At 57.9% G+C, this 15478-nt stretch carries 22 protein-coding genes; 18 read left to right on the top strand and 4 right to left on the bottom strand.

Annotated elements, in window-relative coordinates:
* Nucleotides 1-11 precede the first annotated feature (11 nt).
* The 6 genes from RH90_RS21585 (at nucleotide 12) to RH90_RS21560 (ending at nucleotide 3423) form a co-directional block, all read left to right on the top strand.
* A complete protein-coding gene (locus tag RH90_RS21585; RefSeq protein ID WP_029625594.1) occupies nucleotides 12-545 on the top strand; it encodes a hypothetical protein in 534 nt (177 codons plus the stop codon).
* Nucleotides 542-949, top strand: coding sequence for a hypothetical protein (locus RH90_RS21580; protein ID WP_010189104.1), 408 nt, complete (start codon nucleotides 542-544; stop codon nucleotides 947-949). Before RH90_RS21585 ends, RH90_RS21580 begins: the two co-directional genes overlap by 4 nt.
* Nucleotides 939-1433 (top strand): M15 family metallopeptidase, encoded by a 495-nt coding sequence (locus RH90_RS21575; RefSeq protein ID WP_010189102.1) that lies wholly within the window; start codon nucleotides 939-941, stop codon nucleotides 1431-1433. Before RH90_RS21580 ends, RH90_RS21575 begins: the two co-directional genes overlap by 11 nt.
* A gap of 229 nt (nucleotides 1434-1662) precedes the next feature.
* Complete coding sequence (locus tag RH90_RS24125) at nucleotides 1663-1845, top strand: hypothetical protein (RefSeq protein WP_010189100.1); 183 nt, start codon at nucleotides 1663-1665, stop codon at nucleotides 1843-1845.
* Between the two features lie 202 nt (nucleotides 1846-2047).
* Nucleotides 2048-2455, top strand: a complete 408-nt coding sequence (locus RH90_RS21565; protein WP_010189096.1) for a GNAT family N-acetyltransferase — start codon at nucleotides 2048-2050, stop codon at nucleotides 2453-2455.
* Nucleotides 2456-2463: 8 nt separating this feature from the next.
* Nucleotides 2464-3423, top strand: a complete 960-nt coding sequence (locus RH90_RS21560; RefSeq protein WP_010189094.1) for a tyrosine-type recombinase/integrase — start codon at nucleotides 2464-2466, stop codon at nucleotides 3421-3423.
* A 77-nt stretch (nucleotides 3424-3500) separates the two neighbouring features.
* Here the strand turns inward: RH90_RS21560 and RH90_RS24890 are convergent, their stop codons facing one another.
* A complete protein-coding gene (locus RH90_RS24890; protein ID WP_010189090.1) occupies nucleotides 3501-3950 on the bottom strand; it encodes a lysozyme inhibitor LprI family protein in 450 nt (149 codons plus the stop codon).
* 240 nt (nucleotides 3951-4190) lie between these two features.
* Between RH90_RS24890 and RH90_RS21555 the strand changes: the two genes are divergently transcribed.
* The 10 genes from RH90_RS21555 (at nucleotide 4191) to RH90_RS21515 (ending at nucleotide 10306) form a co-directional block, all read left to right on the top strand.
* Nucleotides 4191-4514, top strand: a complete 324-nt coding sequence (locus RH90_RS21555; RefSeq protein ID WP_010189088.1) for a type II toxin-antitoxin system RelE/ParE family toxin — start codon at nucleotides 4191-4193, stop codon at nucleotides 4512-4514.
* Nucleotides 4507-4791, top strand: coding sequence for an XRE family transcriptional regulator (locus RH90_RS21550; protein ID WP_010189087.1), 285 nt, complete (start codon nucleotides 4507-4509; stop codon nucleotides 4789-4791). The genes RH90_RS21555 and RH90_RS21550 overlap by 8 nt, the downstream gene beginning before the upstream one ends.
* A gap of 225 nt (nucleotides 4792-5016) precedes the next feature.
* The gene (parA, locus tag RH90_RS21545; protein ID WP_010189084.1) at nucleotides 5017-5703 is read left to right on the top strand and encodes a ParA family partition ATPase; all 687 of its coding nucleotides are present in this window, start codon (nucleotides 5017-5019) and stop codon (nucleotides 5701-5703) included.
* Complete coding sequence (locus RH90_RS21540; RefSeq protein ID WP_010189082.1) at nucleotides 5700-5966, top strand: ribbon-helix-helix domain-containing protein; 267 nt, start codon at nucleotides 5700-5702, stop codon at nucleotides 5964-5966. The genes parA and RH90_RS21540 overlap by 4 nt, the downstream gene beginning before the upstream one ends.
* 53 nt (nucleotides 5967-6019) lie before the next feature.
* Nucleotides 6020-6271 carry a ribbon-helix-helix domain-containing protein gene (locus RH90_RS21535; RefSeq protein WP_232280475.1) on the top strand — a complete coding sequence of 84 codons (252 nt, stop codon included), beginning with the start codon at nucleotides 6020-6022 and terminating at the stop codon, nucleotides 6269-6271.
* Nucleotides 6272-6633: 362 nt separating this feature from the next.
* A complete protein-coding gene (locus tag RH90_RS21530) occupies nucleotides 6634-7344 on the top strand; it encodes a replication protein A (protein WP_157134822.1) in 711 nt (236 codons plus the stop codon).
* A 659-nt stretch (nucleotides 7345-8003) separates the two neighbouring features.
* A complete protein-coding gene (locus RH90_RS21525; RefSeq protein WP_010189078.1) occupies nucleotides 8004-8501 on the top strand; it encodes a MucR family transcriptional regulator in 498 nt (165 codons plus the stop codon).
* Nucleotides 8502-8518: 17 nt separating this feature from the next.
* Entirely contained in the window at nucleotides 8519-9142 is a 624-nt protein-coding gene (locus RH90_RS23795; protein ID WP_157134821.1) for a hypothetical protein, read from the top strand.
* A 35-nt stretch (nucleotides 9143-9177) separates the two neighbouring features.
* Nucleotides 9178-9633 (top strand): hypothetical protein, encoded by a 456-nt coding sequence (locus RH90_RS21520; protein WP_010189077.1) that lies wholly within the window; start codon nucleotides 9178-9180, stop codon nucleotides 9631-9633.
* Nucleotides 9634-9751: 118 nt separating this feature from the next.
* Complete coding sequence (locus tag RH90_RS21515; RefSeq protein ID WP_010189076.1) at nucleotides 9752-10306, top strand: recombinase family protein; 555 nt, start codon at nucleotides 9752-9754, stop codon at nucleotides 10304-10306.
* 52 nt (nucleotides 10307-10358) lie between these two features.
* Here the strand turns inward: RH90_RS21515 and RH90_RS21510 are convergent, their stop codons facing one another.
* The gene (locus RH90_RS21510; RefSeq protein ID WP_029625592.1) at nucleotides 10359-10547 is read right to left on the bottom strand and encodes a hypothetical protein; all 189 of its coding nucleotides are present in this window, start codon (nucleotides 10545-10547) and stop codon (nucleotides 10359-10361) included.
* A 684-nt stretch (nucleotides 10548-11231) separates the two neighbouring features.
* Between RH90_RS21510 and RH90_RS21505 the strand changes: the two genes are divergently transcribed.
* Nucleotides 11232-13031 (top strand): diguanylate cyclase, encoded by a 1800-nt coding sequence (locus RH90_RS21505; RefSeq protein ID WP_037494043.1) that lies wholly within the window; start codon nucleotides 11232-11234, stop codon nucleotides 13029-13031.
* 721 nt (nucleotides 13032-13752) lie between these two features.
* On the top strand, nucleotides 13753-14502 hold the full coding sequence (locus tag RH90_RS23050; RefSeq protein WP_157134820.1) for a Crp/Fnr family transcriptional regulator: 750 nt from the start codon (nucleotides 13753-13755) through the stop codon (nucleotides 14500-14502).
* Between the two features lie 399 nt (nucleotides 14503-14901).
* On the opposite strand, the gene RH90_RS23790 is transcribed toward RH90_RS23050, so the two are convergent.
* Complete coding sequence (locus RH90_RS23790) at nucleotides 14902-15069, bottom strand: hypothetical protein (RefSeq protein WP_157134819.1); 168 nt, start codon at nucleotides 15067-15069, stop codon at nucleotides 14902-14904.
* A 98-nt stretch (nucleotides 15070-15167) separates the two neighbouring features.
* Nucleotides 15168-15392, bottom strand: a complete 225-nt coding sequence (locus tag RH90_RS21500) for a conjugal transfer protein TraD (protein ID WP_029625591.1) — start codon at nucleotides 15390-15392, stop codon at nucleotides 15168-15170.
* Nucleotides 15393-15478: the final 86 nt, after the last annotated feature.

Below are 15478 nucleotides of genomic sequence, written 5' to 3'. Positions count from 1 at the left end.
GGAGCAGGCGCATGAGCGCCGCGGCTAGCTCGGCGGCAAGAATGGTCCGCGCTGCCGGCTCCACAATGCCGACCAGTTTCAACAATGACGGGCAGCTATTCGGGCTAAATCTGTTCCTGATGACGGCTTTCATGTGCTTGGGCCTCGTCATGGCGGCGCGCATGTGTCGAGCGATTTGGGCTAACCGCGTGTTCGATCAGCCGCGTCATCCGGTGACGATTTGGCGCCTTGCATGGCTGTGTGCAGGAGCCGCGACATTCTTGCGATGCGGAACGGAGGCCATGAACCTGTGGGCATGGAGCCCGGTCGATGTCACCACGACCGCCCGGGTGCTGATGGCGAAGCGCTGGATCGATCCGATCGCGTTGATGTTTGCCGCCGGCTGGATGGTGCTGACGATCCTTTCAAACGATGCAATGGAGCAGCAGCTGTGCAAGCGTCCCTACCCGATTAACATGTGGGCGAGCCTGCCGTCGCTGCGTCGTCCGCTTGCGATCGTGTTCCTCAGTCTTTTCGCGGCCGTTGGGGTCGCAAGTACACGGTGATCAACAAGGTTAGCGCGGCTGGAGCCGCTATTGCGCAACCGGTGCTGTGGTCGGCGCTTGGCTATCAGTTTGAAGCCGCGTCGATGATCGCCGGCCTGTCCGCCTGTCTTATGGTGCGCATCTGGGTATCGTTGACCGGCCGTTCAGCCCGAATTTGGGCGTGGGGTGTAGACCTGACCGTAACGACCATCGCGATGCTGTTTACTGCGGGATGGATCGTATTGCAGCGCCCTGAGCCATTCTACGCGCTGCTCAGCGGTACGGGGTTCGGTGCCCTAGGTGCAGGGATTATCGCCATCGCGCTCAACTGGGTGAAGCGCATGGACGCGCTTGCCGGGCTGCCGAACGTGGACAGCGGTTCGAGTGCGGATGCCGGTCACACGGGACCGTCCGATGCCGGATAGCCGCGATCTCGCCGACTTGCAGCCACACGTCCGGTCGATGGCCGAGCAGTTGCTCGATACTGCGAAAGCAGTCGGCATTCCGCTGACTGTGACGTTTACCCGGCGGTCCATCGCCCGGCAGGCCGCGCTTTTTGCGCAGGGGCGCACTGCCCCGGGGCCTATCGTCACGAATGCCAAGTCTGGCGAGAGCTTTCACAATTATGGGTTAGCCCTCGACGTGGTGCCGACCGCGTTGCTTGCGCTGCCAGATTGGGGCGACACACCCGACCAGCAGGCGCGCACTGACGCGCTTTGGAGCAAGGTTGGCACGATCGGCAAAGGCATCGGGTTTCGCTGGGGCGGCGAGTTTCACTCGATCCGCGATCGGCCACATTTCGAATGGTCGGGGTCATTAACGCTCGCAGATCTGAAGCGAGGACTGACACCCAACCCATCGCCCTCTCAATCACCAATTTCGCAATCACAAACCCACAAAGGACCCTGACCTATGAAACTCAACCTGACCAAGCTTTTTGCTATCATCAGCCATATCGTCATTGCGGCGCCGGTGGTGATCGCTGCGGTCAAGCCAGTGATCGACGAAATGAAAAAGGGGCCAGCCTGATCCTGAACGTGCCCGTTAGCTGTCCTTACCTAGACGGCCGATGACGGGGTGATTCACGCGCCTCTCTATGTATGATAATGTCCTTTATCAGATGTAAAACCGATGTTATATGTTTCGGATGGATCAGCCCTCTCCAAATGACCTGCCGATCGTCAGCGCCGTCCACGCGCTACGCTTGATGCGCAATGCCCTTGCGCTGCTCGAACGTGCCGGGGCGTCGCTTGCCGCCGACCGGCTTCGACACGCGATCGACACGCTCGATCCAGCCAGTTCTCTCGAGCCTGTTGGGTGACAACCCTGCTCTACCGCGTCCAGCTTGTCCCCCGTCCGATCGTTATCGATCAGAACGGACTTCCCGTCTGTAACGCCTACGTAATCGACATCGTCTTTCCCGGCGATACGGCCGACACAATCTTGGGTCGCGTGAACAAGATCATTGGGCCGGGCGTGGCCAAGATTCTCGTTGGAGACACTACAATCCGTGGCGTGTCGCTATGTTGAATATTCGCTTTGCCGACCCTGTCGACCTGGCGGCAATTATGACGTTCGATGCCTTCCCAGGTGATCGCATCGTTGAAATCGTCGAGCGCCGCATGCTCGTAATCGATGTGGATGATCGGCCACAGGGTTACATATCATGGCAGCAGAACGGCTGCATTGGGAAGGATTACGTCAACAAGCTTGTCGTCAATGACGTATACCGGCGCCAGGGAATGGCCCAGCAGCTGATCGCTGCGCTTAATATGGCTTTGTTCGGCAGAATTTTCATATCTGCGGCAAGGAGCAACATCGCAGCCATTCGGTTGCTCGAAGTCACAGATTGGACGCACGCCGGGGAAATTATAGGTCTTTTGCCGGTGGAAGAACCCGAACTGTTCTTTTACAAAGACTTGGGCGCATAGGCTCGGCAATGAACGAGCTCGCGCCCCGTTCCTCTGGAATTACGCTGCCGACCCTGATCGCATCGGCTGACAGCCAAGCCCAGCTCCGCTTCCTGGAGTTCTTCGCCGTCATGATTCGCAATGCGCACACACGTCGCGCTTATGCGCGCGCAGCTGGCGAATTTCTCGCTTGGTGTGAGGCGCGCGGCGTCACTGTGATCGCGGGTGTGCAGCCGCTCCACGTTGCAGCTTGGGTTGAACAACTCGGTCGCGAAGTGAGCGTGCCGACCGTCAAGCAACGCCTCGCCGGTGTGCGTCATTTGTTCGATTGGCTGGTCACAGGCCAGGTCATGGCGACCAACCCGGCCGCGTCTGTGCGTGGACCCGCTCACAGCGTCCGGCGCGGCAAGACGCCGGTGCTCGCGCCAGACGAGGCGCGGCGGTTGCTCGATAAGATCGACGTGACGACGCCGGCGGGATTGCGCGATCGGGCGCTGATTGGGTTGATGGTCTATTCGTTCGCTCGCATTGGTGCGGCCTTGGGGATGCGGGTGGACGATGTGTTCGTGCAGAATCGCCGCCTGTGGGTTCGGCTGCACGAGAAGGGCGGCAAGCGTCACGAAATGCCCTGCCACCATAATCTGGAAGAATATCTGACCGCATATCTCGACGGTTGCGAATTGCGCGGCCAGGCAAAGGGACCATTGTTCCGCACGATCGGGCGCGGGACCAAGCGACTAAGCGCTAGCCCCCTGCCTCAGGCCAGCGCGTTCCAGATGGTGCGCCGGCGTGCCGCCGCGGCCGAGATCGCGACAGCGATCGGCAACCATTCGTTCCGCGCAACCGGTATCACCGCCTATCTGAAAAACGGCGGGACGCTGGAGCGCGCGGCCACAATGGCGAACCATGCCTCGACCCGCACCACCCAGCTCTACGATCGCCGCCCCGACGACGTGACGCTCGACGAAGTTGAGCGGGTGCTGATCTGACCGCAGGGTTCTTCGTTAGGTCCGCTTCGTCATTGACGGTTGTCCAGCTGCCGATCGCATCAATGGTCGGCAGCTTGTTACCGCGCAATGTGCGGCTCGTCAGGTGCCATCAACGCCCTCACCCGTGCTTTCGTTTGTTCGTAGAGGCAGGCTACGGAGGCGTACCCTTCGCCGGTCCCGCCAAGCGCAATGGTGCTTTTGTAGCTGCACTCCGCATCCCTAAACGCGATCCAAGCGCGTTCTGCCGCGATTAACCGCTTTGGGATCTCAGGATTATATGGCGCGGAATGCGGTCCCGGATGGTTCAAGGTGTTGAGCGCGGCCGTATATACGTCATTTAGCCGTCGGTTGGCGGCGGCTATCGCTGCCACAGTGCAATTCGAAACTCCCGGATTGTTGGGATTGCTGTCGGAGCACGATTTGAGCTTGGCATCGATGGTCGAGAAGTCTGCCGGCGACTGTGCCCGGGCTGGACTACAAGCAAGCGCGGCGGACGCGGCGAGGGTAGCGAGCGCAACGCGTTTCAAGGCGATTCTCCCAGAGTGAGTCCAACAAGTGGATTGCTACCGCGAAGCTGAATGCTTTCTGAAATGCGGCAAGTCGGGGTTTACCGAAAAGGCTAACATTAGAGTCCTTTGTGGGAAAATGGGCTGCCACCCTGTGGCCGGCTCTTCCGCCGAGGAAGGCTCTTGACACCCGCACCTTATATGGTACATTACCCGCGTAAGGAACAGATGGGTACGAGTCCGCCGCATAGAATTGAACTAGTGTTCTACCAGACCGACGCCGGCAACGTACCGGTCAGGGACTGGTTACTCGGGCTTGCGGAGGTTAATCGCCGCGAGATCGGGCAGGATTTGCAGCGTGTCCAGTTTCGTTGGCCGGTCGGTATGCCGCTGGTGCGACCGATGGGAAAAGGACTGTTCGAGGTTCGCACGTCCCTACCGGACGGCACGATTGCGCGGGTGATGTTCTGCTTTCAGGCCGGCGAGCTGTATGCGCTGCACGGCTTCATCAAGAAGGCGAACAAGACGCCAGCATCAGATTTGGAACTCGCGCGCAAGCGCCAGAAGGAGGTCGAAAATGGCTGACAATAAGCACCGGGGTCCGACCCTCGACAGCTTCCTTGAGAACGAAGGCGTTCTTGGCGAGTTTCAGGCCAGGGCGATCAAGGAGGTTATCGCTTGGCAGCTTGCCGATGCGATGAAGGAGCGCAAGCTCAGCAAGAATCGCCTCGCCACGATGATGCACACCAGCCGCACTCAGGTTGATCGCGTTCTCGATCCCAAGGACGGGAATGTAACCATTGAGACGCTGCAACGGGCAGCCGCGGTGGTCGGTCGTCGCGTGCAGCTCGAACTCGTCTAGCCGACAACACGTCACAGTGTCCGGCGCCTGCCGCTATGCGGCACCGCCGCTCTCAGTCGCTTCGCTCCCCAAGCCCGCAAGCGGTCTTGGCCCTGCCGGGTTCCGATCGACTGGCGAAGCGAGGATCCGCGTAGCAGTTCGACGCCCTCAACGACGCCATTGACCTAAGCGCCTATGCCGTCCACACGTGAACGTGTTCACACGTTCACGTGTTCAGGGGTTCACATGAAGGTCATTACTGTCATCAGCCAAAAGGGCGGCGCGGGCAAAACGACCTTGGCGATCCACCTTGCAGCGGCCAGCGCGAGGGCAGGGCTTACGACCTTAATCCTCGACACCGACCCACAGGCGACCGCGAGCCACTGGAGCGAGTGGCGCGGATCGTCCGATTTGGAGGTTGTCGATTGCGCCTCCCCTCCCCTCTTGCCCCGCAAGCTCCAGCAAGCGGCCGAACTCGGTGCCGACTTAGTGGTGATCGACACTCCGCCCCACGCCGACATCATGGCGCGGGAAGCCTGCAAGGTCGCGGACCTGGTGCTGATTCCCTGTCGTCCGCAAGCCTTTGACCTCAAAGCCGTCGAGATGACGGCCGAACTGGTGCAGGCAACCGGCAAACCCGCGTTCGTGCTTTTCATGGGCGGCCCGCAGCGCGCTCCGACAACCTACCGCGATGCCCGCGAGCTGATCGAGGGCGGCGATGGCGTCGCCGGCATGGGTGTGGACGTTGCGCCCGTCATGCTCACCCAGCGGGCGATCTATCATCATAGTACGGCGCAGGGGAAAACCGCGATCGAGCTGGAACCCGAGGGCAAGGCGGCGGAAGAGGTTGCTGCACTATGGGTGTGGATAAGTGAACAAGTGAACGTGTCCACACGTTCACGAGTGAGCAAGAAGAAGCGGGGCGCGGCATGAGCAAGTTCGGCGCGATGAAGCAGCAGCGGGCGGAAAAATCTGGCGCGATCGGCGCTAGCCCCGGCCTGACGACTGCGACGCCCACCACCCGCGCGCAGACTCGGCAGGGGAAGAAGGCGGTAAGCGCCTATTTTAGCCCCGAGGTCAGTCGCGGTCTGAACATGCTGGCGGCCGAGCAGGGAACGACGTTGCAGGCGCTTCTCGGCGAAGCCATCGACCTACTCATGCGCCAGCACGGCAAGCACCCGTTCGGCGAGCGGTAGCTGTCCACGTGTGAATATGTGAATGTGTGAACACAAAAATTAGGAGCTTGGGGGTGGCAAGATCAACGAACGCCAGGAAATCAACCGGCGCGCCCGCAGAGGTTGAAGAGCCGATGCTTCCGATCGAAGCGCCGCGTCGCCAGCGTAATCGTATCGGCAAGAAGTCGATCGCTGGCCGATTTGATCCGGCGGTTGCCCGAGCGTTCGCGATCTTGGCCGTTAAAGAGGACAGCACGATCGAGGCGATGTTGACCGAAGCAGTCCTCGACATTCTCCAGAAATACAATCAGCCCATTGAGAAGTGAACAGGTCCACGTGTGGATGTGTGAACACGTGAACATATAACCTATTGCGCCAGTGTTATAGAGCGCACTTCCCAACAGCATAGGAATCTGACAGGCTTCAATGTCGGCGGACTTGTTCGCCGATTCGTCGTGGCGATCATAGTGGGTGGCACCGCTAGGGCCAAAACGACGAAAGCCCGGCTTGGCGGCCGGGCTCTCGGAAAGTCTGATTTGCGGGAAGAGGCCCGCGTTCTGTCGCAAGAACAAGCCTCCCGCAGATCAGGCGAGAAGTCAACTCGAAAACGCTGTTTTCGAGAACGGGAGAGCTACGTCCATGAGGGATTGCCGCCAGCAGCCGGGCCGACCGATCGACGGGAGGTTTCATGCAAACTGTGTTCGAGGCTCTGGGAGGGGCGAAGGGTAGGCGGCCAGGCCGTCAGACCGGTCAGAGGGTTCATCGCTACAGCCGCACCGAGGAGGGGCGGGAAGGGCGGTTCTGGCAGCCGTTCAATCCCAAGAATGTCGCCCGCTTCATGCAGGCGGCTGAGAAATATGACCGACTGAAACGGCTTGCCCACCGGCGCGAGCGCAACAACCGCGAGAACGGCGCGATCGGTCATGTCGGACTTGAGGTGTTGCGCGAGTTGCTACGCCTGATCGACTACAAGACCGGACGGCTCGATCCGGCAATCGCGACGCTGGCGCTTCGCGTCGGCCGCTCGATCGCGGCCGTGGTGGACGCGCTCAAGCGACTCAAGGCGCATGGCTTCCTCGACTGGTTGCGCCGCTATGTGCCGACCGGCAACGCGGGCCTGCGCGGCCCCCAGGTCAAGCAGACCTCGAACGCCTACCGCTTGATGCTTCCGCCGCAAGCGGAACGTGGCATGACCGCACCGCCGCCGGAGGACGACAGCGACCGGCGGCGAGCAGCGGCCGAGGAGTGCAGAGCGATGGTCACCAAACTCCCGCTCGACGAACAGCCCGCTCAGCTTATTGACGATCCCGGCCTAGCTGCGATCCTTGCCCGCTTCGGGCGTGGAATTATGGACCAGGAACGTGATTCAGAGAGGCAGAATGAATCCAGTCAAAGTTAGAAATATACATAAGGAATTGGCCAAACGGCCAATACGTAGTCGGTTTCGTGCCGCCTTCAGCGTCACAAGGCGGCCTACCGGCCGCAGGCTATCGGGAAGAAGGTCGGTAATGTGGTGGCCGGAATGTGCTCCAGCGCCCGCCAGGAGCGCGTTGACGGCTGAGTAGGGACCTTCCGATGTGGTTTACCCACCGATCACGGCCACAACGTCACCAGTGCGCCCTAAATCAACGCGTTGAATTCAGACCAAGCGCGAGTTGAGAGCCGAGAGATCAGGCGGCACAAAACTTCTGTTTGCTGGGTACCTGCCTTAGGGTACACGAGTGAGATGAGCGACGATGCAAAATCGTACCGAAAACGTGCTGACGCCGAACGTGCCGCGGCTGGAATTGCCACGCTACCGAATGTTCGTATTCGAGCACTTCGATCGGCAGAACGATGGAGGAGATGGCCCAGCGCGCTGAACGCGTTCAAACTCTTGCTGCGGAACGAAATAGCCAATCGGGCACTGTGAGAGCCCGATAGTTGCTCGTTGCCCAATTTTCCTTCCAGCGCGGATCAGTCGCGCTTAAATAGCGGACCTGCCAGGGGTCTTAGCCGAGATATTGGGTATCTATTCACAAAGCTTTTAGTACATCCACACCTAGAAGGAAATCAACATTGACTGACGAAACTACCAACACCATTGAATTGGCTACCGAATTGACGATGGCATGGCTGTCGAACCCGAATACGCGCACGTCGGCGGAGGATGTCCCGGCATTCTTGAAGTCGATGCATGACGCGGTGATCGGTCTCTCGACGGCACCAGTCGAAGCTACCGGCCAGGAAGTTGCTCATGAATTTACCGCTGCGGTCACTGCGCGGAAGTCGTTGGCCAATCCCGACGTCATCATCTCAATGATCGACGGCAAGCCCTATAAGACGTTGACTCGGCATCTCACCACCAACGGTTTGACGCCTGCCGAATATCGTGCGCGCTATGGTTTGAAGGCCGATTACCCTATGACTGCGCCGTCCTACTCGGCAATGCGTCGTGATATGGCGAAGAGGATTGGTCTCGGCCGAAAGCCGGGACACAAATCCCCCGTGAAGGCTGAGGCTGCCGCGTCCCAACCAAAGCGTGGTCGGCCGGCTAAGGTGGTAGAGCCTGCTTGAAACGACAGGCGGTGAGCATGCTGGTCACGTTCGCCGCCTTTCGATCCAGTCCCCGGAAGCGATCGGCCGTCCGCTACCGCGCGGAAAAAGAGGTCGCAGTTGATGTTGCGAAAGGGGTCCCTTTTGCGACGGCAGCTACCGCACTCGCTTCCGAAAGCGAGTGCGGCGATACGTTCAGGTCATTAGCACTTCACGTTATGGTCAGCGTGAGTGCGACAGCGGACCACCTTCAACGGATGTTTCCGCTTGAGATTGATGCTGGGTCGAAACGCCTTGTGGCATTTGACTCGATGGCCCCGCACATACGTGTGGCAGACCTTGGCTTCCACAGGAATTGCAGCCGTGGCGGCAATGCTCGCGGCCACGATCATCAGCGAGATCCGTTTCATTTTTTTCTCCATGGCGAAAATCCGACCGGTCAAGAAACTACAAGGCGGATCACCGATGCAAAAGCAGCATTTGCAGGACGTCTGCGCTGGCGATCAGTGTCATTCGTGACGCAAAATGCAGGGCCAATGATGCGCTACAACTCGCCCAAGGCCATCAGTCAGGGCGCTAGACGCAAGCGGGTCAATCGAGATGCAAAAATCAAAAGTTTTGCATCGAGCCGGGGATATGCGGACCGTCACGAAGCGGCCTAGTTGCGATCATAGGATCTCACGGCGTAGGTTGAATTATGATCGACGGTATATGGCATTTACGGGGCTCGATATCGTTCGACGCGGCCGAAAACGACGCAATCGTGCTGGCGCGCTTAGAGACTTTGTTAAAAAAGCAGCGAAAGCCAATTTCCAGCAGAGGAACGAGCGGGCTAGTTTTTGATTCGCCCATGTGGCGCAATATGTTCGCCCCAAATTGGCTTGCGATGATCGTCTATGATCGGGGGAGTTTTCAGATTGACCGGAGCGCAGCTAGTAGCGCGCGGCTGGAATACGATCTGCGCAGTCTACACTGCTTCATATTTTGCTTGTTTGGCGCGGCTATGTTTTTCAGCGTAGGTTCGGTCGGAGGTAATATTTCTCGCGGAATTATGCTGGCAGTAGTCGCGTTCTGCTGGCTTTACGGAATGAATATGCTGCTGGCTTGGGTGAGAATTCCAAGATTGATCCGCAAAACTGTCCTCCACCCTTAGCCAGCGTTTCACCTGATTTCACGGTACCTGATGCAAAATTCACAAGTTCTGCATCAAATGGGAAATGGCACAAAACCAAGCACTTTCATGATGCATAATTCCGATGCACAATCGGCGCATGATTTACGGCTACGCACGCGTCTCATCCAATGGGCAGGACCTGGCGCAGCAGTTCGCCCAGCTCGACGCGGCCGGCTGCACGAAGGTCTACCGCGAAAAGATCAGCGGCGCGACGGCCGAGCGACCCCAGCTCAAGCGCGCGATCGGCGCACTCGATGCCGGCGACGTGTTGATGGTGACCTCGACCGATCGCCTTGCCCGCAATACGCGTGACCTGTTGAACATCCTTCATGCGGTGAAGGAGGCCGGGGCCGGCTTCCGCTCGATCGCGGAGCCGATGGTAGATACCACCTCGCAGTTCGCCGATGTCATCATTGCGGTGCTGGGGGTCGCAGCTAGCTACGAGCGGCATCGTATTACCGAGCGCACCGCAGCCGGCAGGGTCCAGGCCAAGGCGAGGGGCGTGAAGTTCGGTCGACGTGCTGCCCTCACCCCTCACCAGCAGTCTGAGGCCCTACAGCGGCTTGCAGCTGGCGACACACAGCGCACCGTCGCGGCCCTTCTCGGGGTCGATCAGGCCACGATATCGCGGCTGTCTCGGAGGCAGGGTTGAACGGCGAGGTTGGGTGAAAGCGGACTTCTTTCCGCCGTGCTCGTCGGCTGGCTCAGAGGGGCAACGGCTTTCCGTCGATGTCAGCCTCATAGCCATCACACTCGGCCCAAAAGGCTAGGCCCGTCTCGGTCGGTTGTATCGTGGGCGTGCCGTTGAAGTGCTCATGATGGGTGTGGATCGTGAGAACCGATCCGGGCGGGATGCGAATGTCGTCGCTCCAAAGATCGACCCAGACGGTCATCTCTGACGTGCCCGGATTGCGGAAGCGAAATGATCGGACCATCCTTTGATCCTACTACTCACCGTACATCAGACAAGGTCCGCAATTGAGTGATGGCTGCCGTCGCAAAAGGGAACCCTTTTGCAACAACCGGGAGGGCAGAATGCGACCACAAGCGGTTGCTTGCTAACGTCGCGCACCGTGCCTAAGCTAGCGGCATCCAGGCACAGAAGGACGATATGCGAACCGGACGGTTGCTATATGTGATCGGCGTCGGACTCCTCACGTTCGCTTGTCTGAAGCTCCTCCGCGCGTTAGGAATTTACAGCGGCTCTAGTATCATTGGAGCGATCGTCGCGGGGGTCTGCTCCGTTTTCGTAGACTGGGTAATCAAGCTGTCGCACCGGGGCGACCGAACCGGCAGCATATAGCGTCGGTCTTTTCCAAAGCCGCCGGTCCACTTGCAAACAGGCCCTGACATTCGCGATCAGCAGCGCATCGGATTTCTGCATCGCCACAATGCCGAGTTTCCCGCAGTTCCATGCGTAATGCAAAACTTGTGAGTTTTGCATCAGGTAAGAGAATCCTGCTGGTCCGACTGCGGTAGCTGAGGTGCCGACGAGGCATGCATGTTCGGGCCGCTTCGATGGAACGCTGACCATAGGCATTAACTAATTGCTCGCCGGGTTCTGTCATACCGGCGTGATGCGCTTGGCAACGATCACGAACTGGGCTTACGGCGTGACTGTCGCGCTGACCATCGCCTCCGGCACGATGATGTTGCTGGCATCTTCGGCGCAGCAGAACGAGCGTGCGGCAGTCGGCCAGCGTTACGCACTCGACCACGCGACGGCGGCGGTCGAAGACGATATGCTGACGCTCAGTGAACTGGCGCGTCAGTTCGCGATAGGTGGAAATGAAGCGGACCTTCTCGCCTATCAGAGAACCCGTGCCGGCTTGGCCTCCGTGGAGATGCGGACCCGGCATATTCGGGATGCAGGTGCCGGTGAGGACGAACTTCGCGTGTTGCATGAAGCGCTGAGCTGGGCGGATGCCCTGCAGGCGCAACAACAACAAGCAGTTGCGTTACGGCACCAGGGAGACCCGAATTCGGCGGTACGCATTCTATTCGCGCCAGAATACGAACGCGAACTTGACCGCTCGCGGGCCGCGGTGGAGCGCTTTCAGTACCGCCTCGACCAACGCACGGGCGATAACCTGCGGGCGGCGGAACGAACCGCTCGGCATTGGCGCACCGCATCTGAGGTAATGCTAGGTGTCACCGGCCTGGTGTTCCTGTTTGTTCTGTATTTCGTGTTTCGCAGGCGGGTGCTGCATCCGGTGGTTAAGCTAAGCGACGTGATCGCACGCCTCGCCGCACAGGATTATGACGCCGAACCACCGCAATACGACCGTATCGACGAGATCGGCGACATGGCCCAGGCCCTGCGTGTGTTCAGAGAGAATGGTATCGAGCGGCAGCGACTGGAGATCGAGCGTGATGCCGATCGTGCGGTCCGGGACCTCCTGTCCCGCATGACCCAGCGGATGCAGGGATGCGACACCCTTGCCGAGCTTGAGAATGTTGTCAGCCGGTTTGTGCCGGAGGTTGCGCCGAGCCTGGCAGGTCGACTGTACCTGCTCGACATCAAACGCAACGTCTTGGCCGAGAAATGTTCCTGGCGGGATCCAGTTCATTCAGCCGCTGAGTTTTTCCCGCTCGCATGCTGGGGCCTGCGCCGGGGCATGGCACACCGACCAACGGGTGATGCCTTCGACGTGCCTTGCGATCACCTGGTAGGCGATCACCTGCCCGACAGCCTGTGCCTTCCATTGACCGGTCAGCAGGGCGTGCTCGGCTTGCTCTACTTCGAACGAAGCACCTCGGCTGTCGATAAGGTTTTGAACGACGCCTATTTACTGATGATCGCCGAGAACGTCAGCCTGGCTTTGGACAACCTCCGTCTTCGTGAGGCGTTTCGTTCACTCGCCATGGTGGACCCCCTAACCATGCTCTCCAACCGGCGGCACCTGGATGAGGTGCTCGCTCGCGAGTTCGCGGAGGCCGAGCGCAAAGCCACCTCCATCTCGTGCGCCATGATCGACATCGATCATTTCAAACATTTCAACGATGAACACGGACACGATGCCGGAGACGCGGTTTTACGAGCCGTTGGACAGACGCTCAAGGAGGCTGTCCGGGATGCCAATCTAGTGTTTCGCTATGGTGGTGAAGAGTTCTTGATGCTTTTGCCGGGCATGGACGCGGGCCCGGCGTTAGAACGGGCAGAGGAGATCAGGAGCCGTGTTGCTGCGCTACACGTTCAGCACGAGGGCCGGGACCTTGGTTCGGTCACCGCTTCCATCGGTCTCGCCTGCGCACCCCTCCACACCGAGTGGCAAGCGTTGGTGCAGACGGCCGATGCTGCCTTGCTCCGTGCCAAGCGGGCTGGACGCAATCGAGTGCAGATTGCCGTAGCAAGAAAGAACCAATCTGCGGCGTAATCGCGTTCCGGGGAGAGGCGATCCAGATGAGGACCGGGCGCTGATCCTACGCTTAACAACGACAAGTTCTTCACGAAAGAGGCGGATGATTCTGGAGATTTGCGACAACAGAGCGCTACGGGAAGGCGCTAGCCGCAACTCCCTTTGCGTTATGGCGCGGCAGAAATGGCAAGAGAAGGGCGGATAGCAGCTAGACTTTCGTGCTTGCTGTCCTGATGCAAAAGTCTTGATTTTTGCATCAGAGAACGATTGCCGGGTCCGGCTCTTACAAGCAGATCATTAACCTAAAATATCATTGGTTTCATGACGCCCTTCTGCCAAGCCAGGTCATGGTTCACCCGCCAAACGCGTCTTACATTGAGCGTTAAATTACCATACAAATGGAGTGGCAGGCCTCTCTACGGTCAATGATATTCGCTCGATGCACGAGGATTTGGAGCAGTTATACCGAACGCAACTCGTTGCTCTCGTGCTCGCTGAAACATTGCCTCAGTTGGGAGTTGGTCAAACTACCGCGCTCGTCGCTTGACCGCGGAACGCCCGATCACGTCTACTTCAACCGTCCGCTTCGGCGGGCGCTCCATATAGCAATCGCGCCGAACTGTTTAAATAAGCCGAGCCATCTAAATACACTCCTTATTGATCTTTGTAAGTAGCTAATATTTATAAATCTACGGTTCTTACCGCGATGATCCAACAGCTTACAATTACAGGATTTATCATGCCAGTTGATGTTAATCTTCTTTCAGACGCTATTAAAAATCTCGTCAATGAAAATGATCTCAGCGCAACTGAGCAAGAGGCTTTGTTGACCATTTCGTACAGGATCTCCGACGTTGAGTCTGGAGCGTACCTGCTTAGGCAAGGTAATAAAACGGATATGTGCTTTATAATACTTATGGGATTAACCTTTAGTAATAGGATTAATGGCGATGGCAGCCGTCAGATAATCGCGATTAATATGCGCGATGATATAGTTAACGTTCAATCTGGCCTAATAGAATTTGCTGATCATAATATTCAAGCATTGTCTCAGGCTAAAATTGCTTATCTATCGCACACCGACATATTTAAAGTAGTTGAGGAACATCCTGCGATTGGCCGGGCGCTATGGAGAAATACCGCAATCGAATTATCTATTATGCAGGAATGGGCTGTAAATATAGGAAGGAAAAGTGCTAAAGAAAGAATATGTCATTTTATTTGTGAATTATGTCTTCGTCAGAAAAAGGTCGAGCTTATGAGCAAGTGGAAGATCGCGTGGCCTATGACGCAGGATCAAATTGCGGATGCGCTAGGTTTGACTGCCGTACATGTAAATAGAATATTGAAAGTTCTTAGGAAAGAAGGATTAATAAATATCGATAAGCGTGTATTAACTATTATAGATTGGGACTTATTGCGAAATGCAGGGGACTTCCGATCTGCGTATCTCCATTATAATGAATACCTCGGTGCCGAAAAATCTTAATTGATAATCTAACATGATAGCCGAAACGCCGTTGGAACACCGTTAAATCGTAGTTTGAACATTGCAGCATCTCTTATGCTGCTAAAAATTACATATAACCGATTCATCATCCATATTTTGCTCACGAGGTCAGCCGACTGATCAGATTCAATAACGTGCAGGATATCTGGTTCGTGACGCTCATAAAACATCACCGTCCACGGAGCATTTGGGTCGCTCTGAAGCCAGAGGAGTGCGTCACGCGAGCTAGATCTCACATCAAGCCATACATGATGCTGACCGTCTGAAAATTTGCGTTCAATGTGGAACACGTTCATCTTTAGCACTCGTTCCATGCGAAATTGCGGCCTTCGTGCGCGGCGCCAGAACAAAGTAGGAAGAAACCGCAATCTGAAAAGATCATCGGCGGCTGACGCGTGCCTGAAAACCGATGAGACTGGTGGAGCTGTCCACGCGGGTAACGGCAAATCCCAGCGGCAGCTCGGCGGCGATCGGCGCGCCAATCCCGCATCCGGGATCTGGGATCGTGGCACCCATGGTCAGACAATCGCCGAACAGGCGACCCATTCGTGTTCAATATGACCGGTCCCGCGCGCAGCCAGACAAGGGAGCACCGTTCGCTCATAAAAAGCGGGATTATGTAGTCGGCTCCTATTTTAGCCCGTTTATGGTGCAGTCCCGCCTTCGCTTTCCGCATCGAATGCGCGTTTGCCGCGCCGCTTCCACAGTCCCAGGATGTCAACGGCACCGTCGTCCCGTGCCCGGCCGGCAAGCTCGAGCAGCGCGCCGTAGAGGGTTGCGCGATCGTCGTTGGTCACCTCGACCAAACCGGCTTTTTGGACAAGTCCACCCAACTCGATCAGATGGCGCGTTCGTTCACGACGTTGCACGACCCAGCTCCGACTATCGGTTCGACGTTCAGCCGCTTCGGCTCGCAGCGTCGCCGCCTGGTGCAGCCGAAACGCCCGATCCGTCA

The organism is Sphingomonas sp. PAMC 26605 (assembly GCF_000241485.1).
Taxonomy (GTDB): domain Bacteria; phylum Pseudomonadota; class Alphaproteobacteria; order Sphingomonadales; family Sphingomonadaceae; genus Sphingomonas.
The sequence above is the reverse complement of the archived record's forward strand: the minus strand, read 5'-3'. Positions and strand labels throughout refer to the sequence as shown.

What these genes read in the sequence shown, in the direction of transcription:
- RH90_RS21585 (WP_029625594.1), top strand. Translation starts at nt 12, where the DNA reads ATGAGCGCCGCGGCTAGCTCGGCGGCAAGAATGGTCCGCGCTGCCGGC.
- RH90_RS21575 (WP_010189102.1), top strand. Translation starts at nt 939, where the DNA reads ATGCCGGATAGCCGCGATCTCGCCGACTTGCAGCCACACGTCCGGTCG.
- RH90_RS24125 (WP_010189100.1), top strand. Translation starts at nt 1,663, where the DNA reads ATGTTTCGGATGGATCAGCCCTCTCCAAATGACCTGCCGATCGTCAGC.
- RH90_RS21565 (WP_010189096.1), top strand. Translation starts at nt 2,048, where the DNA reads ATGTTGAATATTCGCTTTGCCGACCCTGTCGACCTGGCGGCAATTATG.
- RH90_RS21560 (WP_010189094.1), top strand. Translation starts at nt 2,464, where the DNA reads ATGAACGAGCTCGCGCCCCGTTCCTCTGGAATTACGCTGCCGACCCTG.
- RH90_RS21550 (WP_010189087.1), top strand. Translation starts at nt 4,507, where the DNA reads ATGGCTGACAATAAGCACCGGGGTCCGACCCTCGACAGCTTCCTTGAG.
- parA (WP_010189084.1), top strand. Translation starts at nt 5,017, where the DNA reads ATGAAGGTCATTACTGTCATCAGCCAAAAGGGCGGCGCGGGCAAAACG.
- RH90_RS21540 (WP_010189082.1), top strand. Translation starts at nt 5,700, where the DNA reads ATGAGCAAGTTCGGCGCGATGAAGCAGCAGCGGGCGGAAAAATCTGGC.
- RH90_RS21530 (WP_157134822.1), top strand. Translation starts at nt 6,634, where the DNA reads ATGCAAACTGTGTTCGAGGCTCTGGGAGGGGCGAAGGGTAGGCGGCCA.
- RH90_RS23795 (WP_157134821.1), top strand. Translation starts at nt 8,519, where the DNA reads ATGCTGGTCACGTTCGCCGCCTTTCGATCCAGTCCCCGGAAGCGATCG.
- RH90_RS21520 (WP_010189077.1), top strand. Translation starts at nt 9,178, where the DNA reads ATGATCGACGGTATATGGCATTTACGGGGCTCGATATCGTTCGACGCG.
- RH90_RS21515 (WP_010189076.1), top strand. Translation starts at nt 9,752, where the DNA reads ATGATTTACGGCTACGCACGCGTCTCATCCAATGGGCAGGACCTGGCG.
- RH90_RS21510 (WP_029625592.1), bottom strand. Translation starts at nt 10,547, where the DNA reads ATGACCGTCTGGGTCGATCTTTGGAGCGACGACATTCGCATCCCGCCC.
- RH90_RS21505 (WP_037494043.1), top strand. Translation starts at nt 11,232, where the DNA reads ATGCGCTTGGCAACGATCACGAACTGGGCTTACGGCGTGACTGTCGCG.
- RH90_RS23050 (WP_157134820.1), top strand. Translation starts at nt 13,753, where the DNA reads ATGCCAGTTGATGTTAATCTTCTTTCAGACGCTATTAAAAATCTCGTC.
- RH90_RS23790 (WP_157134819.1), bottom strand. Translation starts at nt 15,069, where the DNA reads ATGGGTCGCCTGTTCGGCGATTGTCTGACCATGGGTGCCACGATCCCA.